This window comes from Roseivivax isoporae LMG 25204, assembly GCF_000521865.1.
GTDB classification, from domain to species: domain Bacteria; phylum Pseudomonadota; class Alphaproteobacteria; order Rhodobacterales; family Rhodobacteraceae; genus Roseivivax; species Roseivivax isoporae.
Map to the genome: position 1 here is coordinate 43,920 of NZ_JAME01000027.1, position 25,473 is coordinate 69,392.

The window sequence follows — 25,473 nt, forward strand, 5'->3', positions numbered from 1 at the left end:
GCGGGCGGCCCGGGCACCGGATCAGGGCGGTACCTGCCTCACTCCGACAGGGCGCGTTCGGCAGCAGCGGCGACGTGCAGGAGTCGCGCCTCGCCCAGGGGCGCCCCCATCAGCGAGAGCCCGCAGGACGGCGTGCCGGTGGGCAGGGTGATGGCGGAGAGGCCCATGAGGTTGCCGACGCGGGTGTTGCGCAGCGTCAGCAGGTTCTCGGTCACGTAGTAGGGGCCGTCCTCCATCAGCCGGTCGGCCTTGGGCGGCAGGTTCGGCACGGTCGGGCAGAGCACCGCGTCGAAGCCCGCGGTGCGCGCGACCCAGAGCCGGCGCACGTCCTCGAGGCGCCGCCACGCCGCGACATAGGCGCCGCCCGTGACCTCGGCGCCGCTCTCGAACCGTTCGCGGATGGGGCGGAACATGACGTCGGGATTGGCGCGGATCGCCTCGCCCCAGATCCCCCACGCCTCGGTCGTGTAGAGGATGCCGGCATCGGCCATGGGGCCCTGCAGCTCGGGCACCGCGAGCGGCTCGATCCGGGCGCCGGCGGCGCGCAGGCGGTCGAGCGACGCCTGCCACGCGGCGGCGGGCTCGGGGCGCAGGTCGTCGGTGACGATGGTGTCGAGGACGGCGAAGCGCATGCCGGCGACCGAGGGCGCGCCGCCCGTATCGGGAGCCCGGCGTCCCTCGAGTGCGGCGAGCATCAGCGCGGCGTCCTCGACCGTGCGGCAGAGCGGTCCGATCGTGTCGAATTTCTCGGCCAGCGGCACCGCCCCGTCGAGGGGGATGCGGCCCGCGGTGGTCTTGAGCCCGACGAGGTCGTTCCAGGCGGAGGGCACGCGCACCGACCCGCCGGTGTCCGAACCCACGGCGGCCGCGGCGAGGCCGAAGGCGACCGAGGCCGCGGCGCCCGAGGACGACCCGCCCGAGACCGCGTCCGGTTCGTTGACGCAGGGCGGCGTCGCCGTCACGGGATTGAGCCCGAGCCCCGAGAAGGCCAGTTCCGACATGTGCGTCTTGCCGAGGCAGACGAGCCCCATGGCGGTCGCGTCGCGCAGGACGCGCGCGTCACGGTCGGGCACGCGGTCCTTCAGCAGTGCGGTTCCCGCCTCGGTCGCGATGCCGGCGGTGTCGAAGAGGTCCTTCCAGCTGACCGGGACGCCGTCGAGGGGCGAGCGGCGGCTGCCGGCGCGGGCGCGGGCGGCGGCGGCGCGCGCCTCGGCCCGGGCACGTTCGGGGGTCAGCCGGGCGTAGATGCGCGGCGCGGCGGGATGCGCCTCGATCGCCGCCAGGAAATGCTCGGCGAGGTCCACGGGGTCGATGTCGCCGCGACCGATGCCCCGCCCCAGATCCGCCGCGCTCATCCGCTGCCAGTCGTCCATGTCCGGTCCCCTCTGTCCTGTGCCCTTGGCCGATTGGTAGCGGCGGCGACGATTATGGACAATGGCGCGGCGCGAGCCATAGTGAGGAGCGATGACGAACGCGACTCAAGAGACGGGCCCCGGGACGGCACACCGGACCGACGTGGCCATCGTGGGCGGCGGCCTGAACGGCCTCGGGCTGGCGCTGGCGCTGGCGCGCGCACCGCTCGACGTGACGGTGATCGACGCGCAGCCCGCCGAGACGCGCGCCTCCGACGGTTTCGACGGGCGGTCCTACGCGTTGGCGCTGTCGTCGGTGCGGCTCCTGACCGCGCTCGGGCTGTGGGAGACGCTGGGCGACACCGCGCAGCCCATCCGCGAGATCAAGGTGAGCGACGGGCGGGTTCAGGACGGCGCGGCGGTGCTCGGGCTGCACTTCTCGTCGGCCGAGATCGAGGAAGGCCCGATGGGCCAGATGGTCGAGGACCGCCACCTGCGGCGCGCGCTGCTCGACGCGGTCGCCGCGCATCCGCGCATCACGCACCGCGACAGCGCCACGGTCACGGCGCAGGAGAGCGGCCCCGCGGGCGCGGTCCTGACGCTTGCCGGCGGCGAGACGGTCGCGGCGCGGCTCGTGGTCGGCGCCGACGGGCGGCAGAGCGGCGTCGCAAGCCGCGCGGGCATCGGCCGGGTGGGCTGGCGCTACGGCCAGACGGCGCTCGTCTGCGCGATCGCGCACGAACGGCCGCACGGTGGCATCGCACACCAGCTTTTCCTGCCGGCGGGGCCGCTCGCCATCCTGCCGCTGACCGGCAACCGTTCCTCGATCGTCTGGACCGAGAAGACGGGGCTGGCCGAGGCGGTGAACACGCTGCCCGACGACGGCTACCTGCAGGTGCTGCGGCCGCGTTTCGGCGATTTCCTGGGCGACATCGACCTTGCCGGCGCGCGCTACTGCTACCCGCTTGCGCTGTCGCTGGCCAAGGCCTTCACCGCGCCGCGCGTGGCGCTGGTGGGCGACGCGGCGCACGGCGTGCACCCGATCGCCGGGCAGGGCCTGAACGCGGGGCTCCGCGACGTGGCGGCGCTGGCGCAGGTGGTAACGCAGGCCCGGGCGCGCGGCGAGGACATCGGCGCAGCGCAGGTGCTCGAGCGTTACGCGCGCTGGCGGCGCTTCGACACGGCGACGCTGGCGGCCGCGACGGACCTCTTCAACCGGCTCTTCTCGAACGACGTGGCGGGGCTGCGGGTGCTGCGCGATCTCGGCATGGCGGCCGTGAACCGCGCGCCGGGCCTGCGCCGCGCCTTCATCCGCGAGGCCGCCGGCCTGACCGGCGACCTGCCCGAACTGATGCGCTAGGCACGGACCGTCAGCGGATGCGCTGGCCGTTCGCGCGCACGTGGCCCTCAGGCGTCACCTCGATGGTCGACCGCAGGCTGTCGGGGCCGTCGCCCGGCACCGCGAACATGGTCATCATCATGCGCGCGCCCATCGCCTCCTGCGGGCCGACGAAGCCCATCTCGACCAGCGTGTCGATGAGCGTGTCCGCGCCGCTGAGATCGAGCCGCAGCTCGCCCTCGGGGGCCGGCATGCCGTCGAAGCTTTCGGTGTCGGTGTTGTCGAAGGTGAACTCCCCCTCGCCCGTCAGCTCGGCGCCCACGGCACTGAGGCGCAGGTTCTCGACCGTCAGCGCGTTCAGCTCGCCCGGGGCGACGCCGGTGGCCTCGGCCTCGGCCACGGCGGCGGGGTCGAGGAAGTCGATGAAGGGCGTCGCCCTCCCGGCGAGGTCGATGACCAGCGTCGCGGGATCGCGCGGCAGGCGGCCCTCGGGGTCGAAGATTCCCCAGATCATGTCCGACACCGTGAGGTCCGAGAACGTGATGCCGAGCGCGAAGTCGCGGGGTTCCTCCGCCGCGGCCACCGGCACCTCGAGGTCGAAGGCCGCGCGGTCGATCTCGGCCGTGACCGGGAACGGCAGGTCGGGAACCGCCACCGCATAGGCGACGCCCTCGGTCGAGAGGTCGTAGGCCAGCGCCTCGGGCGACATCCGGACCGAGAGCACGCCCTCGCGCGACGCGCTCTGGCCCGACGTGCTTTCGCCGTCGGCCTCGGCGGTGAAGCTCGAGGCGCCGTCGCGCCACGAGATCGAGCCGCTGCCTGTCATCCCGGCGCGCAGCAGGGCGGCCATGTCAGTGCCGGCCTCGGCCTCGGGCAGCGTCGCCTCGGACCGGACGCGCAGGCCCGCCATGGTGCCCGACAGCGTCACGCGGTCGGCCGTGGCATCGGCCGGCGCATCCTCGGGCAGCGGTTCGGCGAAGGCCGAGTCATAGCTCACCTCCTCGGCGGTCACGTCCTGCATGTAGTCCGTCGTGCCGTCGCCCGAGAGCCGGGTGACCCCCTCGACCGCGCGCAGCACCATGTCGAAGGCGGCGTCGTCGCGCGGGATCACCTCGCCATCGACCACCATGCGGGCGAGGCTGAGCGACAGCCGGTCGGCGGTGTAGTCGAAGGTGATGTCCTCTGGATCGCCCGAGGCGGTCAGCGCGAAGTCGCCGAGCAGGTAGTCGATGCGCGCCTCGACGGGATCGCCGTCCGCGGGGGTGGCGTCGATCTCGATGGGCATCGAATCGGACATGACGACGTCGACGCCGCCGCTGCCGTCGGGTTCGAGGCGCATGTCGCCGGCATCGATGCGCACCGTGCCGGAATCTTCGGGCAGCGTCATCACCAGCGCGAGACCGAGGATCTCGAGCGTGTCGCCGGAGCGCGTCTCGCTGCCCTCGACGGCGTAGCCGAACCGCTCGAACCAGGCCGAGAGCGCCTGCCAGACATCGTCCGGCGTCACGTCGGCGGAAACGGGCGCGGCGCCCGCGGAAAGCGCGATCGCGGCGGCCGCCGCGCGGATCGCATGCCGGTTCTGGAACATGGGAATCGGGTCCTTTCTGCCGGGCGGCCACCCCGTCCGGGCGGCCGTGCCGTTGCGCGAAGCTTCGGCCCGGACCGCGCGGGGGTCAAGGGTCTGGACCGGTGGCCGGCGCTTCGTTACCACCCTCGTGGAAAACCACAAAGGGATGGCCCGCCATGGACATGACCGGACGCGCAGTGATGATTACCGGGGCAAGCCGCGGGATCGGCGCTGCGGCGGCGCGCGCCTTCGCCGCCGCGGGCGCGCAGGTGGCGCTGGTCGCGCGCAGCGCCGACCCGGTGGCCGAGCTCGCCGGCGAGATCGGCAGCCAGGCGGTCGCCATCCCCTGCGACATCTCGCGCTACTGGGAGGTCGACCAGGCGGTGCAGAACTGCCTGTCCGCCTTCGGGCGGCTCGACGTGCTGGTGAACAACGCCGGGGTGATCGAGCCCATCAGCCACCTGTCCGAGGCCGATCCCGGCGCCTGGGGCCAGGCGATCGACACGAACCTCAAGGGCGTCTTCCACGGCATGCGCGCGGCGCTGCCGGCCATGCTGGCGCGGGGCGGCGGCACCATCCTGACCATCGGGTCGGGCGCGGCGCACGGGCCGGTCGAGGGCTGGTCGCATTACTGCGCGTCGAAGGCGGGCGCACTGATGCTGACGCGCATGGCCGACAAGGAGAACCGCGCGGCGGGCATCCGCGCGCTGTCGCTGTCCCCCGGGACGGTGGCCACGCAGATGCAGAAGGAGATCAAGGCGTCGGGCATCAACCCGGTCAGCAAGCTCGACTGGTCGGACCACATCCCGCCCGAATGGGTGGCGCAGGCGCTTCTGTGGCTGTGCGGCCCCGAGGCCGACGCGCATCTCGGCGACGAGGTGTCGCTGCGCGATCCCGACATCCGCGCGAAGGTCGGCGTCGCGTGATCCGCGCCGACGAGGCGGGCGGGCTGCTGACGCTGACGCTCGACCGGCCGGACAAGGCCAACGCCCTGACCGAGGAGATGCTGACCGCGCTTGCCGACGCGGTGGACGGCGCGCACGCCGCGCGCACCGTCGTGCTGACCGGCACCGGCCGGGTGTTCTGCGCCGGTGCCGATCTCGAGGCGGCGCGCGCGGGCCTCGCCGTGTCGCCGGCCTGGGAACGGCTGTCGGCCGCGGTGGCGGCGCATCCGGGGCTGACGATCGCGGCGCTGAACGGCACCGTGGCGGGCGGCGCCATGGGCATGGTGCTGGCCTGCGACCTGCGCGTCGCCGTGCCCGAAACCAAGGTGTTCTACCCGGTGATGAAGCTCGGCTTCCTGCCGCAGCCCTCCGATCCCGGACGCCTCTCGGCGCTGGTCGGGCCCGCGCGCGCCAAGATGATCCTGATGGCCGGCGCCCGCATCGGGGCGGAGGAGGCGCTCGCCTGGGGCCTGATCGACCGGATCGTGCCGCCCGAGCGCCTGCGCGAGACTGTGGAGGCGCTGGCCGCCGATGCGGTCGGCGCCGCGCCCGAGCACGTGGCGGCGATCAAGGCGATGATCGAGGCGCGCTGAGGGCTGGCTGCCCGGGGCCCTTGCAGACTCGGGCCGGGGAGCGTATATGCCTGCCAACAGCGGCGCGTCGGGCACTGTTCCGAGGCACCACCGGGAGTGATCGACGGGCCGCGCGCCCGTTTTTTTGTGCCCGCGCGGCCCGGCCCGCGCGAGCCCCCGCACCCGAGCTAGAGGATACCGCGAAACCGCCATGACCGACCTCGTCGCCAAGACCGCCATGGACAGCCGACTGGCCGAAATCGTGCGCCCCGTGATCGAGGACATGGGGTTCGAGCTCGTGCGCATCCGGCTGCAGGGCGGCAAGTCGCCGCTTCTGCAGATCATGGCCGAACGTCCCGAGGGCGGGATCGAGGTGGACGAATGCGCCGCGATCTCGACCGCGCTGTCGGCGGTGCTGGACGTTGAGGACCCGATCCTCGACGCCTACACGCTCGAGGTCGGGTCGCCCGGCATCGACCGGCCGCTGACCCGGCTCAAGGATTTCGACACCTTCGAGGGCTACGAGGCCAAGCTCGAGACCCACGAGCTGATCGACGGGCGCAAGCGATTCAAGGGCATCCTGGCCGGCGTGGAGGGCACCGAGGTGCTCGTGAACGTCGAGGAGGGCACGATCGGGCTCGAGTTCGAGTGGCTGGCCGACGCCAAGCTCGTGCTGACCGACGAGCTGATCCGCGAGATGCTGAAGGCGCGCAAGGCGGCCGGCGTGGCCCCCAAGGACCTGGACGAGACCCAATTCGACGAGATCGCGGCGGACGACGACGCCGCGCAAGAGGAGTAACGAGAATGGCCATCACCTCTGCCAACCAGCTCGAGCTGCTGCAAACCGCCGAGGCTGTCGCGCGCGAGAAGATGATCGACCCCGGCCTCGTGGTCGAGGCGATGGAGGAGAGCCTCGCCCGCGCCGCGAAGTCCCGCTACGGCGCCGAGATGGACATCCGCGTGAAGATCGACCGCAAGACCGGCCGGGCGACCTTTACCCGCGTGCGCACCGTCGTCGCCGAGGACGCCCTCGAGAACTTCCAGGCGCAGATGTCGGGCGCCGACGCCGCCGACGCGGTCAAGCACGCGCGTCCCGACCTGGTCGTGCTGTCCGGCGTGGCCGAGATCCCCGAGGAAGAGGGCGGCGGCACCCGCCGCATCCGCCGCTTCCTGATGCGCAAGCCCACCGAGCTCGACCGCCGCCTGATGGAGGGCGTCGACCAGGACGCGCCCCCGGCGGAGTTCGACGAGCTGGTGGACGAGGTTCCGCCGGTCGAGATGGGCCGCATCGCCGCGCAATCTGCCAAGCAGGTGATCCTGCAGAAGGTCCGCGAGGCCGAGCGCGACCGCCAGTACGACGAGTTCAAGGACCGCGCGGGCACCATCATCAACGGCGTGGTGAAGCGCGAGGAATACGGCAACGTCATCGTCGACATCGGCCGCGGCGAGGGCATCCTGCGCCGCAACGAGAAGATCGGCCGCGAGGCGTACCGCCCGAACGACCGGATCCGCTGCTACATCAAGGACGTGCGCCGCGAGACGCGCGGGCCGCAGATCTTCCTGTCGCGCACCGCGCCCGAGTTCATGGCCGAACTGTTCAAGATGGAAGTGCCCGAGATCTACGACGGCATCATCGAGATCAAGGCGGTGGCGCGCGACCCGGGCAGCCGGGCCAAGATCGCGGTCATCTCCTACGACAGCTCCATCGACCCGGTCGGCGCCTGCGTCGGCATGCGGGGCTCCCGCGTGCAGGCCGTGGTGAACGAGCTGCAGGGCGAGAAGATCGACATCATCCCGTGGAACGAGGACGTGCCGACCTTCCTCGTGAACGCGCTCCAGCCGGCCGAGGTGTCGAAGGTCGTCCTCGACGAGGACGCCGAGCGAATCGAGGTCGTCGTGCCCGACGAGCAGCTGTCGCTGGCAATCGGCCGGCGCGGCCAGAACGTGCGTCTCGCCTCGCAGCTGACCGGCCTCGACATCGACATCATGACCGAGGAAGAGGAAAGCAAGCGCCGGCAGGCCGAGTTCGAGGAGCGCACGCGCCTGTTCATGGACGCGCTCGACCTCGACGAGTTCTTCGCGCAGCTGCTGGTGGCCGAGGGCTTCACCAACCTCGAGGAGGTCGCCTATGTCGAGATCGACGAGCTGACGGTGATCGACGGCGTCGACGAGGACACCGCCGAGGAGCTGCAGGCGCGCGCCAAGGACGTGCTCGAGGCCCAGGCGCAGGCGGCGCTCGACAATGCCCGCGCACTCGGCGCCGAGGACAGCCTCATTGACTTCGAGGGCCTGACACCCCAGATGGTGGAGGCGCTCGCGAAGGACGGCATCAAGACGCTCGAGGACTTCGCCACCTGTGCCGACTGGGAACTGGCCGGCGGCTGGACCACGGCGAACGGCGAACGCGTCAAGGACGACGGCCTGCTCGAACCCTTCGACGTCTCGCTCGAGGAAGCGCAAACCATGGTCATGACCGCGCGCGTCCTCCTGGGATGGGTCGATCCGACCGAGGTCGAGGACGACGCCGACGCGGATGAAGATGCCGACGCCGACGGCGACCCGGAAGAATCCGAGGAGGCCTGAGACAGGAATGAGCCGCGGCGGAGCGATCAAGGAGCGGCCCGAGGGCCCGGAGCGCAAGTGCATCGCCACGGGCGAGGTGCAGCCCAAGCACGGGCTCGTCCGCTTCGTCGTGGGTCCCGAGGGCACGCTGGCACCGGATCTCGCCGGCAAGCTGCCCGGTCGCGGCATATGGGTGGCGGCGGATCGCGCCGCCATCGACCGCGCGGCGGCGAAGAACCTCTTCGCCCGCGCGGCCCGCCAGCCGGTGACCGTGCCCGAGGACCTCGGCGAGGCGCTGGAACGGATGCTGGCGCGGCGTGTTACGGACCTCATCAGCCTGGCGCGCAAGTCCGGCGATGCGGTTGCGGGCTACGAGAAGGTGAAGGACTGGCTGCAGACCGAGCGCGCGCGGGTGCTGATCCAGGCCGAGGACGGATCGGCGCGTGGCAAGTCGAAATTGTCGACCCCGCACTTCGGGGACTATATCGGCTGGCTGACCGCGGACGAGCTCGGATTGGCGTTCGGGCGGGAAACTGTGATACACGCGGCGCTCGGCGCTGGCGGACTCACGAATCGTGTTGTAGACGAGGCCCGACGTCTGAAGGGCCTGCGCATCGGAACGGACAGGGGTCCGGCCGGTGCAGCGGACGGCGGCAACGGCCGCCGGAAAGGATAAGAGAGCTTCATGAGCGATAACGACGGCAAAAAGACTTTGGGTTTGCGTGGTGGCGGGTCCCGTTCGGGGAACGTGAAGCAGAGCTTCAGCCACGGCCGCACCAAGAACGTCGTGGTGGAGACGAAGCGCAAGCGCGTCGTGGTTCCCAAGGCCGGGACCGGCGGCGGCAAGGGCACGGGCGGACAGACCAGCATCCAGGCCGCGGCGGCCAGTGCCAAGCGGCCCGCCGGCATTTCCGACGCCGAGATGGAACGGCGCCTCCGGGCCCTGCAGGCCGCGAAGGCCCGCGAGGTCGAGGAAGCCGCGCAGCGCGAGGCCGAGGAGAAGGCCCGCGCCGAGGAGCGCGAGCGCCTGCGCGCCGAGAAGGAACAGAAGGAGCGCGAACAGCGCGAGGCCGAGGAGCGCGCACGCGCCAAGGCCGAGGAAGAGGAGCGCCGGCAGCGCGAGGCCGCGGAAGCCGCACGGCGTCCCGCCGAGGCCCCCCCGGCCGAGACCACCCCGGACGCCGCGCGCAGCGCGCCGGCCAAGACCGGCGGCCCCGTGGCCAAGGAGCAGCCCCGCAAGGCGGAGCGCGAGCGCGAGGAGCGCGGGCGCTCGGCCAAGGGTCGCGACGGCGGTGGCCGCCGCACCGGCAAGCTGACCGTCAACCAGGCCCTGCAGGGCGGCGAAGGCGGCCGGCAGAAATCCATGGCCGCCATGAAGCGCAAGCAGGAGCGCGCCCGCCAGAAGGCGATGGGCGGTCCCGTCCAGCGCGAGAAGGTGACGCGCGACGTGCAGCTGCCCGAGGCGATCACGGTCGCAGAGCTCGCCAACCGGATGGCCGAGCGGGTCGGTGACGTCATCAAGGCGCTGATGCAGAACGGCGTGATGGCGACGCAGAACCAGTCGATCGACGCCGACACCGCCGAGCTCATCATCGAGGAATTCGGCCACAACGTGACCCGCGTTTCGGATGCGGACGTCGAGCAGGTCATCCACACCGTGGAGGACAAGCCCGAGGACCTGCAGTCGCGGGCGCCGATCGTGACGATCATGGGCCACGTCGACCACGGCAAGACCTCGCTCCTCGACGCGATCCGCAAGACCAAGGTCGTGGCGGGCGAGGCCGGCGGCATCACGCAGCATATCGGCGCCTACCAGGTGACCACCGAGAGCGGCTCGACGCTGACCTTCCTCGACACGCCGGGCCACGCGGCCTTCACCTCGATGCGCTCGCGGGGCGCGCAGGTGACGGACATCGTGGTGCTGGTGGTCGCGGCGGACGACGCGGTGATGCCGCAGACCGTCGAGGCGATCAACCACGCCAAGGCGGCGGGCGTTCCGATGATCGTGGCCATCAACAAGATCGACAAGCCGTCGGCGAACCCCACCAAGGTGCGCACCGACCTGCTCCAGCACGAGGTCGTGGTGGAACAGATGTCGGGCGAGGTGCAGGACGTCGAGGTGTCGGCGATCAGCGGTCAGGGGCTCGACGAGCTGCTGGAGGCGATCGCGCTGCAGGCCGAGATTCTCGAGCTCAAGGCGAACCCCGGGCGGTCCGCCCAGGGCGCGGTGATCGAGGCGCAGCTCGACGTGGGCCGCGGCCCCGTGGCCACGGTCCTCGTGCAGAACGGCACGCTGCGGCAGGGCGACATCTTCGTCGTCGGCGAGCAGTGGGGCAAGGTCCGCGCCATGGAGAACGACCAGGGCCAGCGCGTGAAGGAAGCGGGCCCGTCGGTCCCGGTCGAGGTTCTGGGCCTGAACGGCACGCCCGAGGCGGGCGACGTGCTGAACGTCGTCGAGACCGAGGCGCAGGCACGCGAGATCGCCGAGTACCGCCAGCAGGTCGCCAAGGACAAGCGTGCCGCGGCCGGTGCCGCGACCACGCTCGAGGCGCTCATGCAGAAAGCCAAGGAAGACGAGAACGTCTCGGAGCTTCCGGTGCTGATCAAGGCGGACGTGCAGGGTTCGGCCGAGGCCATCGTCCAGGCGATGGAGAAGATCGGAAACGACGAGGTCCGGGTGCGCGTGCTGCACTACGGCGTCGGCGCCATCACCGAGACCGACGTGGGGCTCGCCGAGGCGTCCGGCGCGCCGATCCTGGGCTTCAACGTCCGCGCCAATGCGAGCGCGCGGAACTCGGCCAACCAGAAGGGCGTGGAAGTGCGCTATTACAGCGTGATCTACGACCTCGTGGACGACGTGAAGGCCGCAGCCTCGGGCCTCCTGTCGAACGAGATCCGCGAGAAGTTCATCGGCTACGCCGAGATCCGCGAGACCTTCCGCGTCACCGGCGTCGGCAACGTGGCGGGCTGCCTCGTGACCGAGGGCATCGCGCGCCGGTCGGCCGGCGTTCGGCTCCTGCGCGAGGACGTGGTGGTCCACGAGGGCACCCTGAAGACGCTCAAGCGCTTCAAGGACGAGGTCAGCGAGGTCCAGTCGGGCCAGGAATGCGGCATGGCCTTCGAGAACTACGACGACATCCGCAAGGGCGACGTCATCGAGATCTTCGAGCGCGAGGAGGTCGAGCGCAAGCTCGCCTGACCCGCGCCGGGCTCCCGCCCGGCGCCCCGGAACGACGAAACCGCGCGCGTGGCGATACGCGCGCGGTTTTCTTTCCTCAGGTGCGTCCCGCCCGGATCAGACGGCGCGCGACACCACCGGAAGGCCCACGAAGAGCTTCTTGCCCACGCGGATGGCGATCCGCCCGTCCGGCAGGGTCCGTTCGAGGATGCCCTGCACCGAGACGCAGGATCCCAGGATGATGGTCCGCAGCATGTTGTTCCCCACTTGTACCGATGTCCCAGTCCAACACGGACAGGTTTAAGGAACTATGGTGCGACCCGCCAGCGGGACCATCGTCCATGAGATTTTTATTGCCGAAACTGCGGCAAATGCGAAACATCCTTTCGCACCTGCAGCATTTGCGCGGCGGCTTTCAGAGCCAGTCGCGCAGCACCGGGACCAGCGGCAGGTCCGCCTCGGGCATCGGGTAGGAGGCGAGGTCGCGGGCGTGCACCCATTTCAGCGCCTGCCCTTCCTGAGCCCGCGGCGTCCCCTCCCACTTGCGGCAGGCGAAGAGCGGCATCAGCAGGTGGAAGTCGGGATAGCTGTGCGAGGCGAAGGTGAGCGGCGCCAGGCAGGACGCCCATGTGTCGATGGCGAGTTCCTCGCGGAGCTCGCGGATCAGCGCCGCCTCGGGCGTCTCGCCGGCCTCGACCTTGCCGCCGGGAAATTCCCAGAGGCCCGCCATGGCCTTGCCCGCGGGGCGCTGCGCGAGCAGCACGCGGCCGTCCACGTCGACGAGGGCCACGGCGGAGACGAGGACGGTCTTCACCACCGGCGGCCCCCGGCCATGGGAATGCGGGCCGCGGGGGCGCCGCCCCCCCACCCCCGGGATACTTTCGCCAAGAAGAAGCTGCGGACCATGGCGGAGGGTCAGGACCGGTAATCGGCGTTGATCGAGATGTAGCCGTGCGTCAGGTCGCAGGTCCAGATCGTGGCACGCCCGTCGCCGAGGCCCAGGTCGACGCCGATGGTGATCTCGGGGCGCTTCATCTGTGCCGCGCCCATCTCCTCGCGGTAGGTCTCGGCGACCCAGCCGCGTTCGGCCACCACCACGTCGCCGAAGCGGATGGTGAGGCGGTCGCGGTCGGCGGCGGCGCCGGACTTGCCGATCGCCATGACGATGCGGCCCCAGTTCGGGTCCTCGCCGGCGATCGCGGTCTTCACCAGCGGCGAGTTGGCGATCGAGAGCGCGTGGGTGCGTGCGTCCGCGTCGGACGCGGCGCCGGTCACCGCGACGGTCACGAACTTGGTGGCGCCCTCGCCGTCCTTCACCACCTGCTGCGCGAGGTCGCGGAACACGTCCTCGAGCGCCTGCGCGAAGGCGGTGTCCTCGGGGCCCACCGCCACGCCGGAGGCGCCGGTCGCGCCCATGAGGAGCGTGTCCGAAGTCGAGGTGTCGCTGTCGACGGTGATGCAGTTGAAGGTGCGGTCGGTGGCGCGCGACACCATGGCCTGCAGGTCGGCGCGCGCGATCGCGGCGTCGGTGAAGACGTAGACGAGCATGGTCGCCATGTCGGGCGCGATCATGCCGGACCCCTTGGCGATCCCGGCAATGGTCACGTCGCCGCCGTTCACGTGCACGGTCGCCGCCGCGCCCTTGGGGAAGGTGTCGGTGGTCATGATCGCCTGCGCCGCGCCGTCGATCCCGCCCTCGTCGAGCGCGGCGGCGAGGTCGTCGATCCGGGCGACGATGCGCTGCCACGGCAGCGGCTCGCCGATCACGCCGGTCGAGGAGGAGAACACCCGCGCCTCGGGCAGGCCAAGCGCCCGGGCCACCGCGCCGGTCACCGCCTGCGTGGCCTCGATGCCGCTGCGGCCGGTGAAGGCGTTGGAATTGCCCGAGTTCACGATGATCGCCGCGCCGTCGTCCGACTCGCCGCCGATCTTGGCCTCGCAGTCTAGGACCGGGGCCGAGCGCGTCGCCGAGCGGGTGAACGTGCCCGCCACCACCGAGCCCGGCGCGAGGTGCGCGAGCATCACGTCGGTGCGCCCGGCATAGCGGACGCCCGCCGCGGCGGAGGCGAAGCGCACGCCGCGGATCACCGGGAGGTCGGGAAAGGCCTCGGGCGCGAGCGGCGAGCGCGCGGTGATCTTCGCCACGATCAGTTCTCCAGGAGACCGAGATTCGACAGGACCGACGGGTCGATCTCGGACGTGTCCGGGCGTTCGATCTCGGCCGCCTCGACCATCTCGCCGATGCGGGCCTCGATGCCCTGCTGGCGCAGCTGCGCCTCGATCTGCTCGCGCACCTCCTCGAGCGGCGGCGCGGATTTCTGGCGCGTCTCGTTGAGCTTGATCACGTGCCAGCCGAACTGCGTCTCGACGGGGCCCGAGACCTCGCCCGCCTCGAGCGCCATGACCGCCTCCTCGAAGGGCGCGACCATCTGGCCGGCGCCGAACCATCCGAGCGCGCCGCCGTTCGGGCCCGAGGGACCGGTCGAGCGGGTGCGGGCGAGCTCGGCGAAATCGGCGCCGCCCTCGAGTTCGGTGGCGATCTCCTGCGCCTCCTCCTCGGTTTCCACGAGGATGTGGGCGGCGTTGTATTCCTCGCCCTGCGCGTCGGCGGCGAACTGGGTGTCGTAGAATTCCTGCACCGCCTCCTCGGTGACGAGGTCGTCGCCCATGGCGGCGACCGCCTCGGAGGCGACGAGCGCGCGGCGCTCGTTCTCGAGGGCGAGGGTCACGCGGCGCGTCTCCTCGGCCAGGTCGGATTGCGACAGGACCTCCTGCTGCACCAGCTGGTCGAGGATGCCGTCCCACAGCACGGTGTCGGGAAGCTGCTGATACTGCTCGGGAAGACCGGCGCGGACCATCAGCATGTGGCCGAGCGTGATGTCGGTGCCGTTGACCGTCGCCACGACCATCCCGAGATCGGCCTCGGCGGCGGGCGCCGCGTCGGCCGGGGCCTCGGTGGTCCCGGGCGCGGCGGTGTCCTGCGCGGCGGCGGGCACGGCCATGACCAGCGCGAGGGTGGCGGCGAGTTTCGCGGCGTTGTGCATCGGTCTCTCCTCCTGCCGCGGCCCCCCGGGGCACGGCGTTGACTATTCGATGGGCGACCCTTACATGCGCAAATGCGGCGAAGGGCCGGTCTTTCCTCGTGTCTTATGGGCTGTGTGCGAGACGGGCAAGCCGATGCCGCACACGAAACGGTCAGAGAGGCAAGGTGAAGCCCAATGCTGGGGATCGGAAGCATCGCGCGAAAGGTGTTCGGCACGCCGAACGACCGGAAGATCAAGGCGGCCCGGCCCCTGGTCGAGAAGATCAACGCGCTCGAGCCCGAGTTCGCCGCGCTGGACGACGCGGGCCTCAAGGCCCGCACCGGGGATTTCAGGACACGGATCGCGAACGGCGAGAGCCTCGACGACCTGCTGCCCGAGGCCTTCGCCAATTGCCGCGAGGCGGCGCGGCGCGCGCTGGGGCTCCGGGCCTTCGACGTGCAGCTGATGGGCGGGATCTTCCTGCACCAGGGCAACATCGCCGAGATGAAGACCGGCGAGGGCAAGACGCTGGTCGCGACCTTCCCGGCCTACCTGAACGCTCTGGCGGGGCCGGTCCACATCGTCACCGTGAACGACTACCTTGCGCGGCGTGACGCCGAGTGGATGGGCAAGGTCTACGGCGCGCTCGGTCTGACCACCGGCGTGGTCTACCCGCGCCAGCCCGACGACGAGAAGAAGACCGCCTACGCCGCCGACATCACCTATGCCACCAACAACGAGCTGGGCTTCGACTACCTGCGCGACAACATGAAGTCCGAACTGAGCCAGATGGCGCAGCGCGGCCATGTCTACGCGATCGTGGACGAGGTCGATTCGATCCTGATCGACGAGGCGCGCACGCCGCTCATCATCTCGGGCCCGGCGCAGGACCGCTCGCAGCTCTACGAGGGCATCGACCGGGTGATCCCGGAGCTGTCCGACGAGCATTTCACGCTCGACGAGAAGACGCGGAACGTGACGTTCTCGGAGGAGGGCAACGAGTTCCTCGAGGAGCGGCTGCACCAGATGGGATTCCTCGAGGAGGGGCAGACGCTCTACGATCCCGAATCGACCACCATCGTGCACCACCTGAGCCAGGGCCTGCGGGCGCACAAGCTGTTCCAGCGGGACAAGGACTACATCGTCCGCGACAACGAGGTGGTGCTGATCGACGAGTTCACCGGCCGCATGATGCCGGGGCGGCGCCTGTCGGACGGCCTGCACCAGGCCATCGAGGCCAAGGAGCGCGTCCAGATCCAGCCCGAGAACGTGACGCTCGCGAGCGTGACCTTCCAGAACTACTTCCGCCTCTACGACAAGCTGTCGGGCATGACCGGGACGGCGTCGACCGAGGCCGCGGAATTCGCCGAAATCTACGGCCTGGGCGTGGTCGAGGTGCCGACCAACAAGCCCATCGCGCGGATCGACGAGGACGACCAGGTCTACCGCACCGCGCAGGAGAAGTACGCGGCCATCGTGCGCGAGATCCGCGCGGCCCACGAGAAGGGGCAGCCGGTGCTCGTCGGCACGACGTCGATCGAGAAGTCCGAGATGCTGTCGAAGATGCTGGAGGCCGAGGGCCTGCCTCACAACGTGCTGAACGCGCGCCAGCACGAGAAGGAGGCGCAGATCGTCGGCGACGCCGGCCTGCCCGGTGCGGTCACCATCGCTACGAACATGGCCGGCCGCGGCACCGACATCAAACTCGGCGGTAATGTCGAGTTCAAGGTGATGGAGGCGCTCGCCGCCGATCCCGAGGGCCATCCGGACGAGATCCGCGCGCGGATCGAGGCCGAGCACGCCGACACCGAGAAGCGCGTGATCGAGGCGGGCGGCCTCTTCGTGCTGGCGACCGAGCGGCACGAGAGCCGGCGTATCGACAACCAGCTGCGCGGCCGGTCGGGCCGTCAGGGCGACCCGGGACGCTCGTCGTTCTACCTGTCGCTCGAGGACGACCTGATGCGCATCTTCGGGTCCGAGCGGCTCGACAACGTGCTCGGCAAGCTCGGGATGCAGGAAGGCGAGGCCATCGTGCACCCGTGGGTGAACAAGTCGCTCGAGCGTGCGCAGGCCAAGGTCGAGGGGCGCAACTTCGACATCCGCAAGCAGCTCCTCAAGTTCGACGACGTCATGAACGACCAGCGCAAGGTGATCTTCAGCCAGCGCCGCGAGATCATGGAGACGGAGGACCTGTCGGAGATCGTGCAGGACATGCGTCACCAGGTGATCGACGACCTGGTGGACGCCTATTGCCCGCCCAAGAGCTATGCCGACCAGTGGAACACCGAGGGCCTCTATGCCGCGGTGATCGAGAAGCTGGGCCTCGACGTGCCGGTGATGAAGTGGGGCGCCGAGGAAGGCGTCGACCAGGACCTGATGAAGGAACGCCTGTCCGACGAGTCGGACAAGATGATGGCCGAGAAGGCCGAGGCGTTCGGTCCCGAGACCATGCGCCAGATCGAGAAGCAGGTCCTGCTGCAGACCATCGATGCGAAGTGGCGGGACCACCTCCTGACGCTCGAGCACCTGCGGTCGGTCGTGGGCTTCCGCGGCTATGCGCAGCGCGACCCGCTGAACGAGTACAAGACCGAGGCGTTCCAGCTGTTCCAGTCGATGCTGGACGGCCTGCGCTCGGACGTGAGCGCCAAGCTCGGCCAGATCCGCCCGATGAGCGAGGAGGAGCGCCAGCAGCTCATGGCGCAGATGCAGCGCCAGCAGGCCCGCGTCGAGCGTGCCGCGGCCGAGGCGCCCGCCGGGGCCGCGGCCCCCGATGCCGAGGCCGCGGGTCCCGCGGTCGCCGCCTCGGGACCGCTGGTCGAGGGCTTCGACGAGACCGATCCGGCGACCTGGGGCAATCCGGGGCGGAACGATCCCTGCCCCTGCGGCTCGGGCAACAAGTTCAAGCACTGCCACGGCCGGCTCGCCTGACGCCGGCCGGGACGGCCCCGCCGCCCGAATGAGTCCCCGAGCGCGCCCCATGGGCGCCACCTTTCGCGTGCACAGACTGTGTCCGAGTTGGAAAGAGTCTGTGGTTCGGAGAGTCCCATGCAACGCGCGACATCCAGGGCGCTGGCGGGCGGCACGCTGTTCGCGGCCATCGCCACCGGCTATCTCATGCAGTTCGGACTGGCACTGCCGGGCACCGCGCAGCCGACCCCCACGCCCGAGACCGTGACGGGCATCACCGACACCGCCTCGGTCCGCGCGACACCCGTCGACGTCGCGCCGGCGGCGCTGGAGATTGCCACGGCCCCGGTGGAGCCGCCCGCGCCCGCGACGCTCGGCATGCCGCCCGTCACGCCTGCCGCGTTCGAAAGCGCGCAGCCCACGCTGCCGGACCTGCCCGTCGAACCGGTGCCGACGGCCTTCGACTGCGCCGTGACGCTCGATGCCACACCGATCGCGGGCGCGCTGGTGCGGCTGTCGCTCGAGGCGCCCTGCCACGCGGGCGAACGGCTGACGCTCCATCACAACGGCCTCAGGATCGCCGACACCGCCGACGGCGCGGGCCGGTTCGAGGTCGACATGCCGGCGCTGTCGGACCCCGCGCTGTTCATGGTGACCTTCGGCGCGCGGGGCGGCGCCTCGGCCGCCGTCGACGTCCCCTCCCTGCCCTTCTACGACCGGGTCGTGCTGCACTGGCAGGGCGCCGCGGGGCTCGAACTGCATGCGCGGGAATTCGGTGCCGACTACTTCGCCGAAGGCCATGTCTGGCGCGACGCCGCGGGGTCGCTCGAGGCCGCGGCGCGCGGCGAGGGCGGGTTCCTCGTGACGCTCGGCGACCCGGACCTCGAGGCGCCGCGCCTCGCGCAGGTCTATTCCTTCCCCGCGGGCACGTCCCGGCGCGGCGGCGACATCGCGATCAGCGTCGAGGCCGAGATCACGGCCAACAATTGCGGCCGCGACGTCGAGGCGCAGACGCTCGAGACGCGCGCGGGCGGCCGCATCGCCGTCAGCGACCTGACGCTCGCCATGCCGGACTGCGACGGGGCCGGAGACTTTCTGGTGTTGAAAAACCTGATCCAAGACCTGAAGATCGCCGCCAACTGAGGCGGGGCGACAGGGACGACGCATGAGACAGGCATGTGCGGCGATGTTCGCCGCACTTTTCTTTGTCACCGCCGCTCCCGCCGTCCTCGCGCAGGACGTCACGTTGCGATCCCGCGACGGGGCCATCGAACTGTCGGGCACGCTTCTGGGCTTCGACGGGGAATTCTACCGCATCGACACGCGGTACGGCGAGCTGACCGTCGACGGATCCGGCGTGCTGTGCGACGGGCCGGGCTGCCCTTCCCTCACCGATTTCGTGGCGGAGCTGGCGATCTCGGGATCGGCGACCGTCGGCACCGTGCTGATGCCGGCGCTGGTCGAGGCGTTCGCGCTGCGCGTCGGGCTCGACGCCGTGCGCGCGCCCGTAGAGGGCGGTTTCGTCTACGAGCTGCGCGAGGACAGGACCGGCGCCGACGACGGGACGGGCCGCGTGGTCGGCCGCTTCACCTTCCGCATCAGCGACACCGACCGGGGGTTCGCCGACCTTCTCGCGGACGAGGCCGACATCGTGATGGCCCTGCGCGAGGTGCGCCCCGAAGAGGTCGCGGCGGCGCGAGAGGCGGGGCTCGGCACGCTCGACGACGCGAACCGCAGCCGGGTCGTCGCGCTCGACGCCATGGTGCCGGTGGTGGCACCGGGCAACCCGGTCACTCAGGTCTCGCTCGGCGACCTGGCGCGGGTGCTGGGCGGGCGGATCACCAACTGGGCGCGGCTCGGCGGGCCCGACGCGCCGATCGTGCTGCACCTGCGCAACGAGGCGTCGGGGCTGAGCCAGGGCATCTCGGACCGCATCCTGGGCCCGGCGGGCCTCGACGTGCCGGGAACCGCGGTGCGGCACGCGTCGAACGAGGCGCTGGCGCGGGCGGTCGCGGCGGACCCGTTCGGCTTCGGCATCGCGAGCTTCTCCGAGACCGGCAACACCCGCGCCCTCCGGATCGGCGGGCGCTGCGGGTTCGAGCTGTCGGCGACGCGGCGCAGCATCAAGACCGAGGACTACCCGCTGACCGCCCCCATGTTCCTCTACCTGCCGGCACGGCGGCTGCCGGCGCTCGCGCGCGAGTTCCTGAGCTTCACGCGGTCGGACCCGGCGCAGATCGTCATCCGGCGCGCGGGCTTCGTCGACCAGGCGCCCGAGGAGGTGCCGGTCGAGCTGCAGGGAGACCGGTTCGCGAACGCCATCGTGGTGGCCATGGGCGAGCCCGGCCTGGCCGAGCTCAAGCGGCTGGTGTCGACCCTCGGGCCGATGCAGCGGCTGACGACGTCGTTCCGGTTCGAACCGGGCTCGGCCCAGCTCGACGCGCAGTCGCGGTCGAACGTGCACCAGCTGGCGCGGTCGATCGAGGCCGGGCGCTACGACGCGCGGCGCCTGCTCTTCGCGGGGTTCTCTGACCGACAGGGGCCGGCGGCATCGAACCTGAAGATCGCCCGCGACCGGGCGGTGGCGGTGCGCGACGCGGTGCTGCGGGCCGCCGAGGCCGCGGATTTCGACCGGCTGACCATCGGCACCGACGGCTTCGGCGAGGCGATGCCCATGGCCTGCGACGACACCCGCTGGGGACGCGAGGCGAACCGCCGGGTCGAGGTCTGGGTGCGCTGAGCGCGGCTCACAGGTAGCCGGCCGACCGGAAGCTCAGTTCCGCGGCCTTTCCCACGATCAGGTGGTCGTGCAGCACGATGCCGAGCGCGTCCGCGGCCAGGCGGATCTGCTGCGTCATGTCGATGTCGGCCTGCGAGGGCGTCGGGTCGCCCGACGGGTGGTTGTGCACGAGGATCAGCGCCGAGGCGTTCAGTTCCAGCGCACGCTTCACGACCTCGCGCGGGTAGACGGGCACGTGGTCCACGGTGCCCCGCGCCTGCGCCTCGTCCGCGATCAGCACGTTCTTGCGGTCGAGGTAGAGCACGCGGAACTGTTCGATCTCCGCATGGGCCATGGCGGTGCGGCAATAGTCGAGAAGCGCGTTCCAGCTCGACAGCACAGGGCGGTGGATCACCCGCGCCCGCGACAGCCGGTGCGCCGCCGCCTCCACCACCTTGAGCTCGCAGATCACCGCGTCGCCCACGCCCCTGACCTCGCGCAGCCGCGCGGCGGGGGCCGAGATCACGCGGTTGAAGTCGCCGAAAAGGTCGAGCAGCTGCCGCGCCAGCGGCTTAACGTCCTGCCGCGGGATGGCGCGGAAGAGCACGAGTTCGAGAAGTTCGTAATCTGGCAGCGCCTCGGGCCCGCCGGCTAGGAACCGGTCCCGCAGCCGCGCGCGATGGTCGCGGATGTAGGACGGAAGCCGCGGCCCGGGCGCTGCCGACACGGGGTCGCCGTGAAACAGTGCACCCTGATCCTCGTTAAACTGGCGGACCCGTGTCATGGCACCAGCCTCGCCCAGAGCCCCTGAAAAAAAGGTTAACGCGGCGGTTTCCCGCCGCGCCTGTAACCTCGCTCCCGCATCCGGCCGGGCGGCCCCGGCCTATTCCGCGGCGTCGCGGCGCGGCAGCACCCAGTCGGGCCGCGGGAAATGGCAGGTGTAGCCGTTCGGGATGCGCTCGAGGTAGTCCTGGTGTTCGGGCTCCGCTTCCCAGAAATCGCCCGCGGGTTCGACCTCGGTCACGACCTTGCCCGGCCAGTGCCCCGACGCCTCGACGTCCTTGATCGTGTCGAGCGCCGTCTCGCGCTGCGCCTCGTCGACGTAGTAGATCGCCGAGCGGTAGCTCATGCCGCGATCGTTGCCCTGCCGGTTCAGCGTCGTCGGGTCGTGGATCTGGAAGAAGAATTCGAGGATCCGGCGGTAGCTGATGCGGTCGGGGTCGAACAGGATCTCGATCCCCTCGGCATGCGTGCCGTGGTTGCGGTAGGTGGCGTTCGGGACGTCGCCGCCCGTGTAGCCCACCCGCGTCCGCGTCACGCCCGGAAGCTTGCGGATCAGATCCTGCATCCCCCAGAAGCAGCCGCCTGCCAGAACTGCGCGTTCGGTCGTCATGCCACGTCCTCCACCTGGTCGAGATAGGCGCCGTACCCTTCGGCCTCCATGTCGTCGCGGTGGACGAACCGGAGGGCGGCGGAATTGATGCAATAGCGCAGGCCGCCGCGATCGCGGGGCCCGTCGGGGAACACGTGCCCGAGATGGCTGTCGCCATGGGTCGAGCGCACCTCGGTGCGGATCATGCCGTGCGTGGTGTCGCGCAGCTCGGCCACGTGCGCGGGCTCGATGGGCTTGGTGAAGCTCGGCCAGCCGCAGCCCGATTCGTACTTGTCGGAGGAGGCGAAGAGCGGCTCTCCCGACACGATGTCGACGTAGATGCCGGGTTCCTTGTTCGAGAGGTATTCGCCGGTGCCCGGGCGCTCGGTGCCGTTCTCCTGGGTCACGCGGTACTGTTCCGGCGTCAATGTCGCGATGACGTCCGCGTCCTTGCGGTAAGTGGTCATGTCTTCCCCGCGCTTGCTGTTTCCGTTGGGGGTTATGTGGGTGTTCCCGCGCAGAATGGAAGCGTCCCGCGGGCGGGGGGCGCGGGAGCCTCCGGCGGGGATACTTGGGCCAAGAAGAAGACGGGGGCGCGGTTCCCGGCCCCGGGGCCGGGTCAGCCCTGCTTCCGGGCGCGGCGCAGCAGCATGTCGCGCTTCACGCGGCCCAGACGGTCGAAATACATCCGCCCGTCGAGGTGGTCGACCTGGTGCTGCACGCTCGTCGCCCAGAGCAGCACGAGGTCGCGGTCCTCGGTCTCGCCCTCGGCGTTGACGAAGCGCACGGTGACGGCGCGCGGCCGCGCGATCCGGGCCGACACGCCGGGCAGGCAGGGGCTCGCCTCCTCGTGCGGGCGCAGCTCGACGCTGGCGTGCAGGATTTCCGGGTTCGCCATGCGGATCGCCTGCCCGCGCGCCTCGGAGGCGTCGACCACGGCGAGCCGCAGGCCGAGGCCGATCTGCGGCGCGGCGAGGCCCACGCCCGGCATCGCCTCCATGGTGTCGATCATGTCGTCCCAGTGGCGGCGGATCTCGTCGGTGACCGCCGCGACGGGCGCCGCGGGGCGGCGCAGGACCGGGTGCGGCCAGCGCAGGATCGGGCGGGCGGTCATCGCGCCGCCCGGAAGCGCGCGATCAGGTCGTCGCGCAGCGCGGGGTCGGTCCGGTCGAAGGTCACGATGCCGTCGAGATGGTCGAGCTCGTGCTGCGCCACCAGCGCCTCGGCGCCCGCGAGGTCGACCTCGTGGCGCACGCCGTCGATGCCGGTATAGCGCAGCGTCACCCGGTCCGGCCGCGCGACAGGCACCGCGATGCCCGGGATCGACAGGCAGCCCTCGTCGTGGCGCGCGAAGGTCCCGGAAGCCGCGACGATCTCGGGGTTGATGCAGGCGCGCGGCGTCATCTCGCCGTCCTTCCAGCCCGCGTCCATGACGAAGACCCGGTCGAGCACGCCCACCTGCGGCGCCGCGAGCCCGCGGCCCGGGGCGTCGTACATGGTCTCGAAGAGGTCGCGCACCAGCGTCTCGACGGTGGCGGGATCGTCCACGATCGCGCAGGACGTGGCGAGGCGGGCGTCGGGCCAGGTCAGGATCGGCAGGACGCTCACGCGCGGGCCTGCTCGCGCTTGAGCTTCTGCATCTTGCGGGTGATCATCTGCCGCTTCATGGGCCCGAGATAGTCGATGAAGAGCCGGCCGTTCAGGTGGTCGATCTCGTGCTGCACGCAGACCGCCCAGAGCCCGTCGAAGTCCTCTTCCCTGGGCGTGCCGTCGCGGTCGATCCAGCCCACGCGCACCTGCGCCGGGCGGCGCACGTCGGCGAACTGGTCGGGGATCGAGAGGCAGCCCTCCTCGTAGGTGCGCAGCTCCTCCGAGGCCTGCAGGACCTCCGGGTTGAACATGACGAGCGGGCGCGGCGGCGCATCCTCGGCCTTGACGCAGTCGAGCACGATGAGGCGCGACAGCACGCCCACCTGCGGCGCGGCGAGGCCGATGCCGGGGGCGTCGTACATGGTTTCGAGCATGTCGTCGGCAAGCGTGCGCAGCGCGTCCGACAGGTCGTCGACGGGCGCGCAGGGCTTCTTGAGCCGCGGGTCGGGGTGGAGGATGATGGGCCGCTTCATGCTGCGTCAGATAAGTCAGGACACGCCCCCGCGCAACGCCCGCCGCGGGCTTCCGGGCTTGCGGCCGGGGCGCCGCGCGTTAGGCTCGGCGCCGATCACAGGCGGAACAGGAGACCGGACCGACATGAGCAGCCGCTTCGACGAGGAGATCGACCGCAGGGGCACCCACTGCGCCAAGTGGGACATGATGCAGAAGGTCTACGGCGTCGATCCGGCCGACGGTCTGGCCATGTGGGTCGCCGACATGGACTTCCGCCCGCCCGAGGTGGTGCAGCAGGCGGTCGAGGACATGGCGGCGCACGGCGTCTACGGCTATTTCGGCAACGACGGACCCTATCTCGACGCGATCCGCTGGTGGATGGCCGAGCGCCACGGCTGGCAGGTGGCGGCCGAGGAGATCTTCACCACCCATGGCCTCGTGAACGGCACGGCGCTGTGCGTCGACGCCTATACCGAGCCCGGCGACGCGGTGGTGCTGATGACCCCGGTCTACCACGCCTTCGCCCGGGTGATCCGCAGCGCGGGGCGGCGGGTGGCCGAGATGCCGCTGCTCCAGCGAGACGGCCGCTACGAGATGGATTTCGATGGCTGGGACGCCGCGATGACGGGCGACGAGCGCATGCTGGTGCTCTGCTCGCCGCACAATCCCGGCGGCCGGGTGTGGACCGCCGGGGAGCTGGCGGGCGTGGCGGCCTTTGCGAGGCGGCACGACCTGATCCTCGTCTCGGACGAGATCCACCACGACCTGATCATGCCGGGACAGCGGCACGTGCCGATGGCGCTGGCCGATCCCGGCATCGCGGACCGGCTGGTGATGATGACGGCGACCACCAAGACCTTCAACATCGCGGGCGCGCATGTGGGCAACGTGATCGTGCCCGACCCGGAGCTGCGCCGGCGCTTCGCGGCACGGATGGCGGGGCTCGGGATCTCGCCCAACTCGTTCGGGCTCGCCATGGCGCGGGCGGCCTACTCGCCCGAGGGTGCGGCCTGGGTGGACGAGCTCCGCGACTACCTCGAGGGCAACCGGCGGATCTTCGACGAGATGGTGAACGCGGTGCCGGGGCTCGCGTCGATGCCGCTCGAGGCCACCTACCTGGCGTGGGTCGATTTCGCGGGCACGGGCATGACGCAGGACGAGTTCACCGCGCGGGTCGAGCGCGACGCGCGGATCGCGGTGAACCACGGGCCGACCTTCGGCACGGGCGGCGAGAGCTTCCTGCGGTTCAACCTCGCGACGCCCCGGGCGCGCGTGCGCGAGGCGGGCGCGCGGCTGCAGGCGGCCTTTTCCGACCTGCAATAGGGCTCAGCGGCGCGGCGGGCGGGCGCAGTATCCGGGCAGGTACCAGCCGTAGCGCAGCGAGCCCGCGCGCAGCACGAAGCAGATCGTGGCGCAGGCCAGCGCCGGGACCGGCCCCGTCACGCCCATCCGGTCTGCGGTCGCGGTCACCAGCGCGCCGGCGAAGGCGCAGGTGACGTAGAGCTCGCCAGGCCGCAGCACCATGGGCATCTCGTTGGTGACCACGTCGCGGGCGAGGCCGCCCATGCAGCCGGTGATCATGCCCATGAGGACGATCACCGGCGGCGGCTGGTCGAGCCCCGCGGCGATCCCCGACCCGGCCGCGACCGCCACCGACAGCGCCGCGGCATCGACCCAGCGCAGCGCCGCGTAGCGCGATTCGAGGAGATGCGCGGTGAAGAAGACCACCACCGCGGCGGCGCTGCCCACGAACAGGTAGGTCGGGTCCTCGATCCAGAACACGGGGCGGTCGAGCAGCACGTCGCGCAGCGTGTGACCTGCTCCCCTGAAAAGTC

The 25,473-nt window shown here is 71.0% G+C and carries 24 protein-coding genes; 11 read left to right on the forward strand and 13 right to left on the reverse strand.

The window, feature by feature from the left end:
- Positions 1 to 38 precede the first annotated feature (38 nt).
- The gene (locus RISW2_RS16325) at positions 39 to 1,373 is read right to left on the reverse strand and encodes an amidase (protein ID WP_043773199.1); all 1,335 of its coding nucleotides are present in this window, start codon (positions 1,371 to 1,373) and stop codon (positions 39 to 41) included.
- A gap of 91 nt (positions 1,374 to 1,464) precedes the next feature.
- On the opposite strand from RISW2_RS16325, the gene RISW2_RS16330 reads away from it, so the two are divergent.
- A complete protein-coding gene (locus tag RISW2_RS16330; RefSeq protein ID WP_051492111.1) occupies positions 1,465 to 2,712 on the forward strand; it encodes a UbiH/UbiF/VisC/COQ6 family ubiquinone biosynthesis hydroxylase in 1,248 nt (415 codons plus the stop codon).
- Positions 2,713 to 2,722: 10 nt separating this feature from the next.
- Here the strand turns inward: RISW2_RS16330 and RISW2_RS16335 are convergent, their stop codons facing one another.
- Positions 2,723 to 4,279: a DUF2125 domain-containing protein gene (locus RISW2_RS16335; RefSeq protein ID WP_043773202.1), complete on the reverse strand. Its 1,557-nt coding sequence runs from the start codon at positions 4,277 to 4,279 to the stop codon at positions 2,723 to 2,725.
- A 155-nt stretch (positions 4,280 to 4,434) separates the two neighbouring features.
- Between RISW2_RS16335 and RISW2_RS16340 the strand changes: the two genes are divergently transcribed.
- The 6 genes from RISW2_RS16340 (at position 4,435) to infB (ending at position 11,535) form a co-directional block, all read left to right on the forward strand.
- On the forward strand, positions 4,435 to 5,184 hold the full coding sequence (locus tag RISW2_RS16340; RefSeq protein ID WP_043773204.1) for an SDR family oxidoreductase: 750 nt from the start codon (positions 4,435 to 4,437) through the stop codon (positions 5,182 to 5,184).
- Positions 5,181 to 5,795 (forward strand): enoyl-CoA hydratase/isomerase family protein, encoded by a 615-nt coding sequence (locus RISW2_RS16345; RefSeq protein ID WP_043773205.1) that lies wholly within the window; start codon positions 5,181 to 5,183, stop codon positions 5,793 to 5,795. The genes RISW2_RS16340 and RISW2_RS16345 overlap by 4 nt, the downstream gene beginning before the upstream one ends.
- 190 nt (positions 5,796 to 5,985) lie before the next feature.
- Entirely contained in the window at positions 5,986 to 6,573 is a 588-nt protein-coding gene (rimP, locus tag RISW2_RS16350; protein ID WP_043773207.1) for a ribosome maturation factor RimP, read from the forward strand.
- Positions 6,574 to 6,578: 5 nt separating this feature from the next.
- The gene (gene nusA, locus RISW2_RS16355) at positions 6,579 to 8,357 is read left to right on the forward strand and encodes a transcription termination factor NusA (protein ID WP_043773208.1); all 1,779 of its coding nucleotides are present in this window, start codon (positions 6,579 to 6,581) and stop codon (positions 8,355 to 8,357) included.
- Between the two features lie 7 nt (positions 8,358 to 8,364).
- Positions 8,365 to 9,012 carry an RNA-binding protein gene (locus tag RISW2_RS16360; RefSeq protein ID WP_043773209.1) on the forward strand — a complete coding sequence of 216 codons (648 nt, stop codon included), beginning with the start codon at positions 8,365 to 8,367 and terminating at the stop codon, positions 9,010 to 9,012.
- 9 nt (positions 9,013 to 9,021) lie between these two features.
- Positions 9,022 to 11,535 carry a translation initiation factor IF-2 gene (gene infB, locus RISW2_RS16365; RefSeq protein ID WP_043773210.1) on the forward strand — a complete coding sequence of 838 codons (2,514 nt, stop codon included), beginning with the start codon at positions 9,022 to 9,024 and terminating at the stop codon, positions 11,533 to 11,535.
- 96 nt (positions 11,536 to 11,631) lie between these two features.
- Here the strand turns inward: infB and RISW2_RS25400 are convergent, their stop codons facing one another.
- From RISW2_RS25400 to RISW2_RS16385, 4 genes are all read right to left on the reverse strand, one after another.
- Positions 11,632 to 11,769, reverse strand: a complete 138-nt coding sequence (locus tag RISW2_RS25400) for a hypothetical protein (RefSeq protein WP_043773211.1) — start codon at positions 11,767 to 11,769, stop codon at positions 11,632 to 11,634.
- A 160-nt stretch (positions 11,770 to 11,929) separates the two neighbouring features.
- The gene (mutT, locus tag RISW2_RS16375) at positions 11,930 to 12,328 is read right to left on the reverse strand and encodes an 8-oxo-dGTP diphosphatase MutT (protein WP_043773237.1); all 399 of its coding nucleotides are present in this window, start codon (positions 12,326 to 12,328) and stop codon (positions 11,930 to 11,932) included.
- 101 nt (positions 12,329 to 12,429) lie between these two features.
- Complete coding sequence (gene argJ / locus RISW2_RS16380; protein ID WP_043773212.1) at positions 12,430 to 13,659, reverse strand: bifunctional glutamate N-acetyltransferase/amino-acid acetyltransferase ArgJ; 1,230 nt, start codon at positions 13,657 to 13,659, stop codon at positions 12,430 to 12,432.
- Between the two features lie 2 nt (positions 13,660 to 13,661).
- A complete protein-coding gene (locus tag RISW2_RS16385; protein ID WP_043773213.1) occupies positions 13,662 to 14,558 on the reverse strand; it encodes a peptidylprolyl isomerase in 897 nt (298 codons plus the stop codon).
- A gap of 174 nt (positions 14,559 to 14,732) precedes the next feature.
- Here RISW2_RS16385 and secA point away from each other — a divergent pair, with 174 nt between their 5' ends.
- From secA to RISW2_RS16400, 3 genes are all read left to right on the forward strand, one after another.
- Positions 14,733 to 17,465 carry a preprotein translocase subunit SecA gene (secA, locus tag RISW2_RS16390; protein ID WP_043773215.1) on the forward strand — a complete coding sequence of 911 codons (2,733 nt, stop codon included), beginning with the start codon at positions 14,733 to 14,735 and terminating at the stop codon, positions 17,463 to 17,465.
- Positions 17,466 to 17,582: 117 nt separating this feature from the next.
- Complete coding sequence (locus tag RISW2_RS16395) at positions 17,583 to 18,587, forward strand: hypothetical protein (RefSeq protein ID WP_043773217.1); 1,005 nt, start codon at positions 17,583 to 17,585, stop codon at positions 18,585 to 18,587.
- Positions 18,588 to 18,630: 43 nt separating this feature from the next.
- Positions 18,631 to 20,184 (forward strand): phosphate ABC transporter substrate-binding/OmpA family protein, encoded by a 1,554-nt coding sequence (locus tag RISW2_RS16400; protein WP_244437603.1) that lies wholly within the window; start codon positions 18,631 to 18,633, stop codon positions 20,182 to 20,184.
- Positions 20,185 to 20,191: 7 nt separating this feature from the next.
- Here the strand turns inward: RISW2_RS16400 and radC are convergent, their stop codons facing one another.
- The 6 genes from radC to def (RISW2_RS16430) form a co-directional block, all read right to left on the reverse strand.
- Positions 20,192 to 20,947 carry a RadC family protein gene (gene radC / locus RISW2_RS16405; RefSeq protein WP_043773219.1) on the reverse strand — a complete coding sequence of 252 codons (756 nt, stop codon included), beginning with the start codon at positions 20,945 to 20,947 and terminating at the stop codon, positions 20,192 to 20,194.
- Between the two features lie 99 nt (positions 20,948 to 21,046).
- Complete coding sequence (gene msrA / locus RISW2_RS16410; protein WP_043773220.1) at positions 21,047 to 21,556, reverse strand: peptide-methionine (S)-S-oxide reductase MsrA; 510 nt, start codon at positions 21,554 to 21,556, stop codon at positions 21,047 to 21,049.
- Positions 21,553 to 22,002, reverse strand: a complete 450-nt coding sequence (msrB, locus tag RISW2_RS16415; protein WP_043773221.1) for a peptide-methionine (R)-S-oxide reductase MsrB — start codon at positions 22,000 to 22,002, stop codon at positions 21,553 to 21,555. Before msrB ends, msrA begins: the two co-directional genes overlap by 4 nt.
- Before the next feature lie 152 nt (positions 22,003 to 22,154).
- Entirely contained in the window at positions 22,155 to 22,649 is a 495-nt protein-coding gene (gene def / locus RISW2_RS16420) for a peptide deformylase (RefSeq protein ID WP_043773222.1), read from the reverse strand.
- Positions 22,646 to 23,143 (reverse strand): peptide deformylase, encoded by a 498-nt coding sequence (gene def / locus RISW2_RS16425; protein WP_043773223.1) that lies wholly within the window; start codon positions 23,141 to 23,143, stop codon positions 22,646 to 22,648. The genes def (RISW2_RS16420) and def (RISW2_RS16425) overlap by 4 nt, the downstream gene beginning before the upstream one ends.
- Positions 23,140 to 23,658: a peptide deformylase gene (gene def / locus RISW2_RS16430; protein ID WP_043773224.1), complete on the reverse strand. Its 519-nt coding sequence runs from the start codon at positions 23,656 to 23,658 to the stop codon at positions 23,140 to 23,142. Before def (RISW2_RS16430) ends, def (RISW2_RS16425) begins: the two co-directional genes overlap by 4 nt.
- Positions 23,659 to 23,782: 124 nt before the next feature.
- Here def (RISW2_RS16430) and RISW2_RS16435 point away from each other — a divergent pair, with 124 nt between their 5' ends.
- The gene (locus RISW2_RS16435; protein WP_043773225.1) at positions 23,783 to 24,961 is read left to right on the forward strand and encodes a MalY/PatB family protein; all 1,179 of its coding nucleotides are present in this window, start codon (positions 23,783 to 23,785) and stop codon (positions 24,959 to 24,961) included.
- A 3-nt stretch (positions 24,962 to 24,964) separates the two neighbouring features.
- Here RISW2_RS16435 and RISW2_RS16440 read toward each other — a convergent pair.
- On the reverse strand, positions 24,965 to 25,473 hold a 509-nt coding region (locus RISW2_RS16440), incomplete at its 5' end, for a trimeric intracellular cation channel family protein (RefSeq protein WP_043773241.1).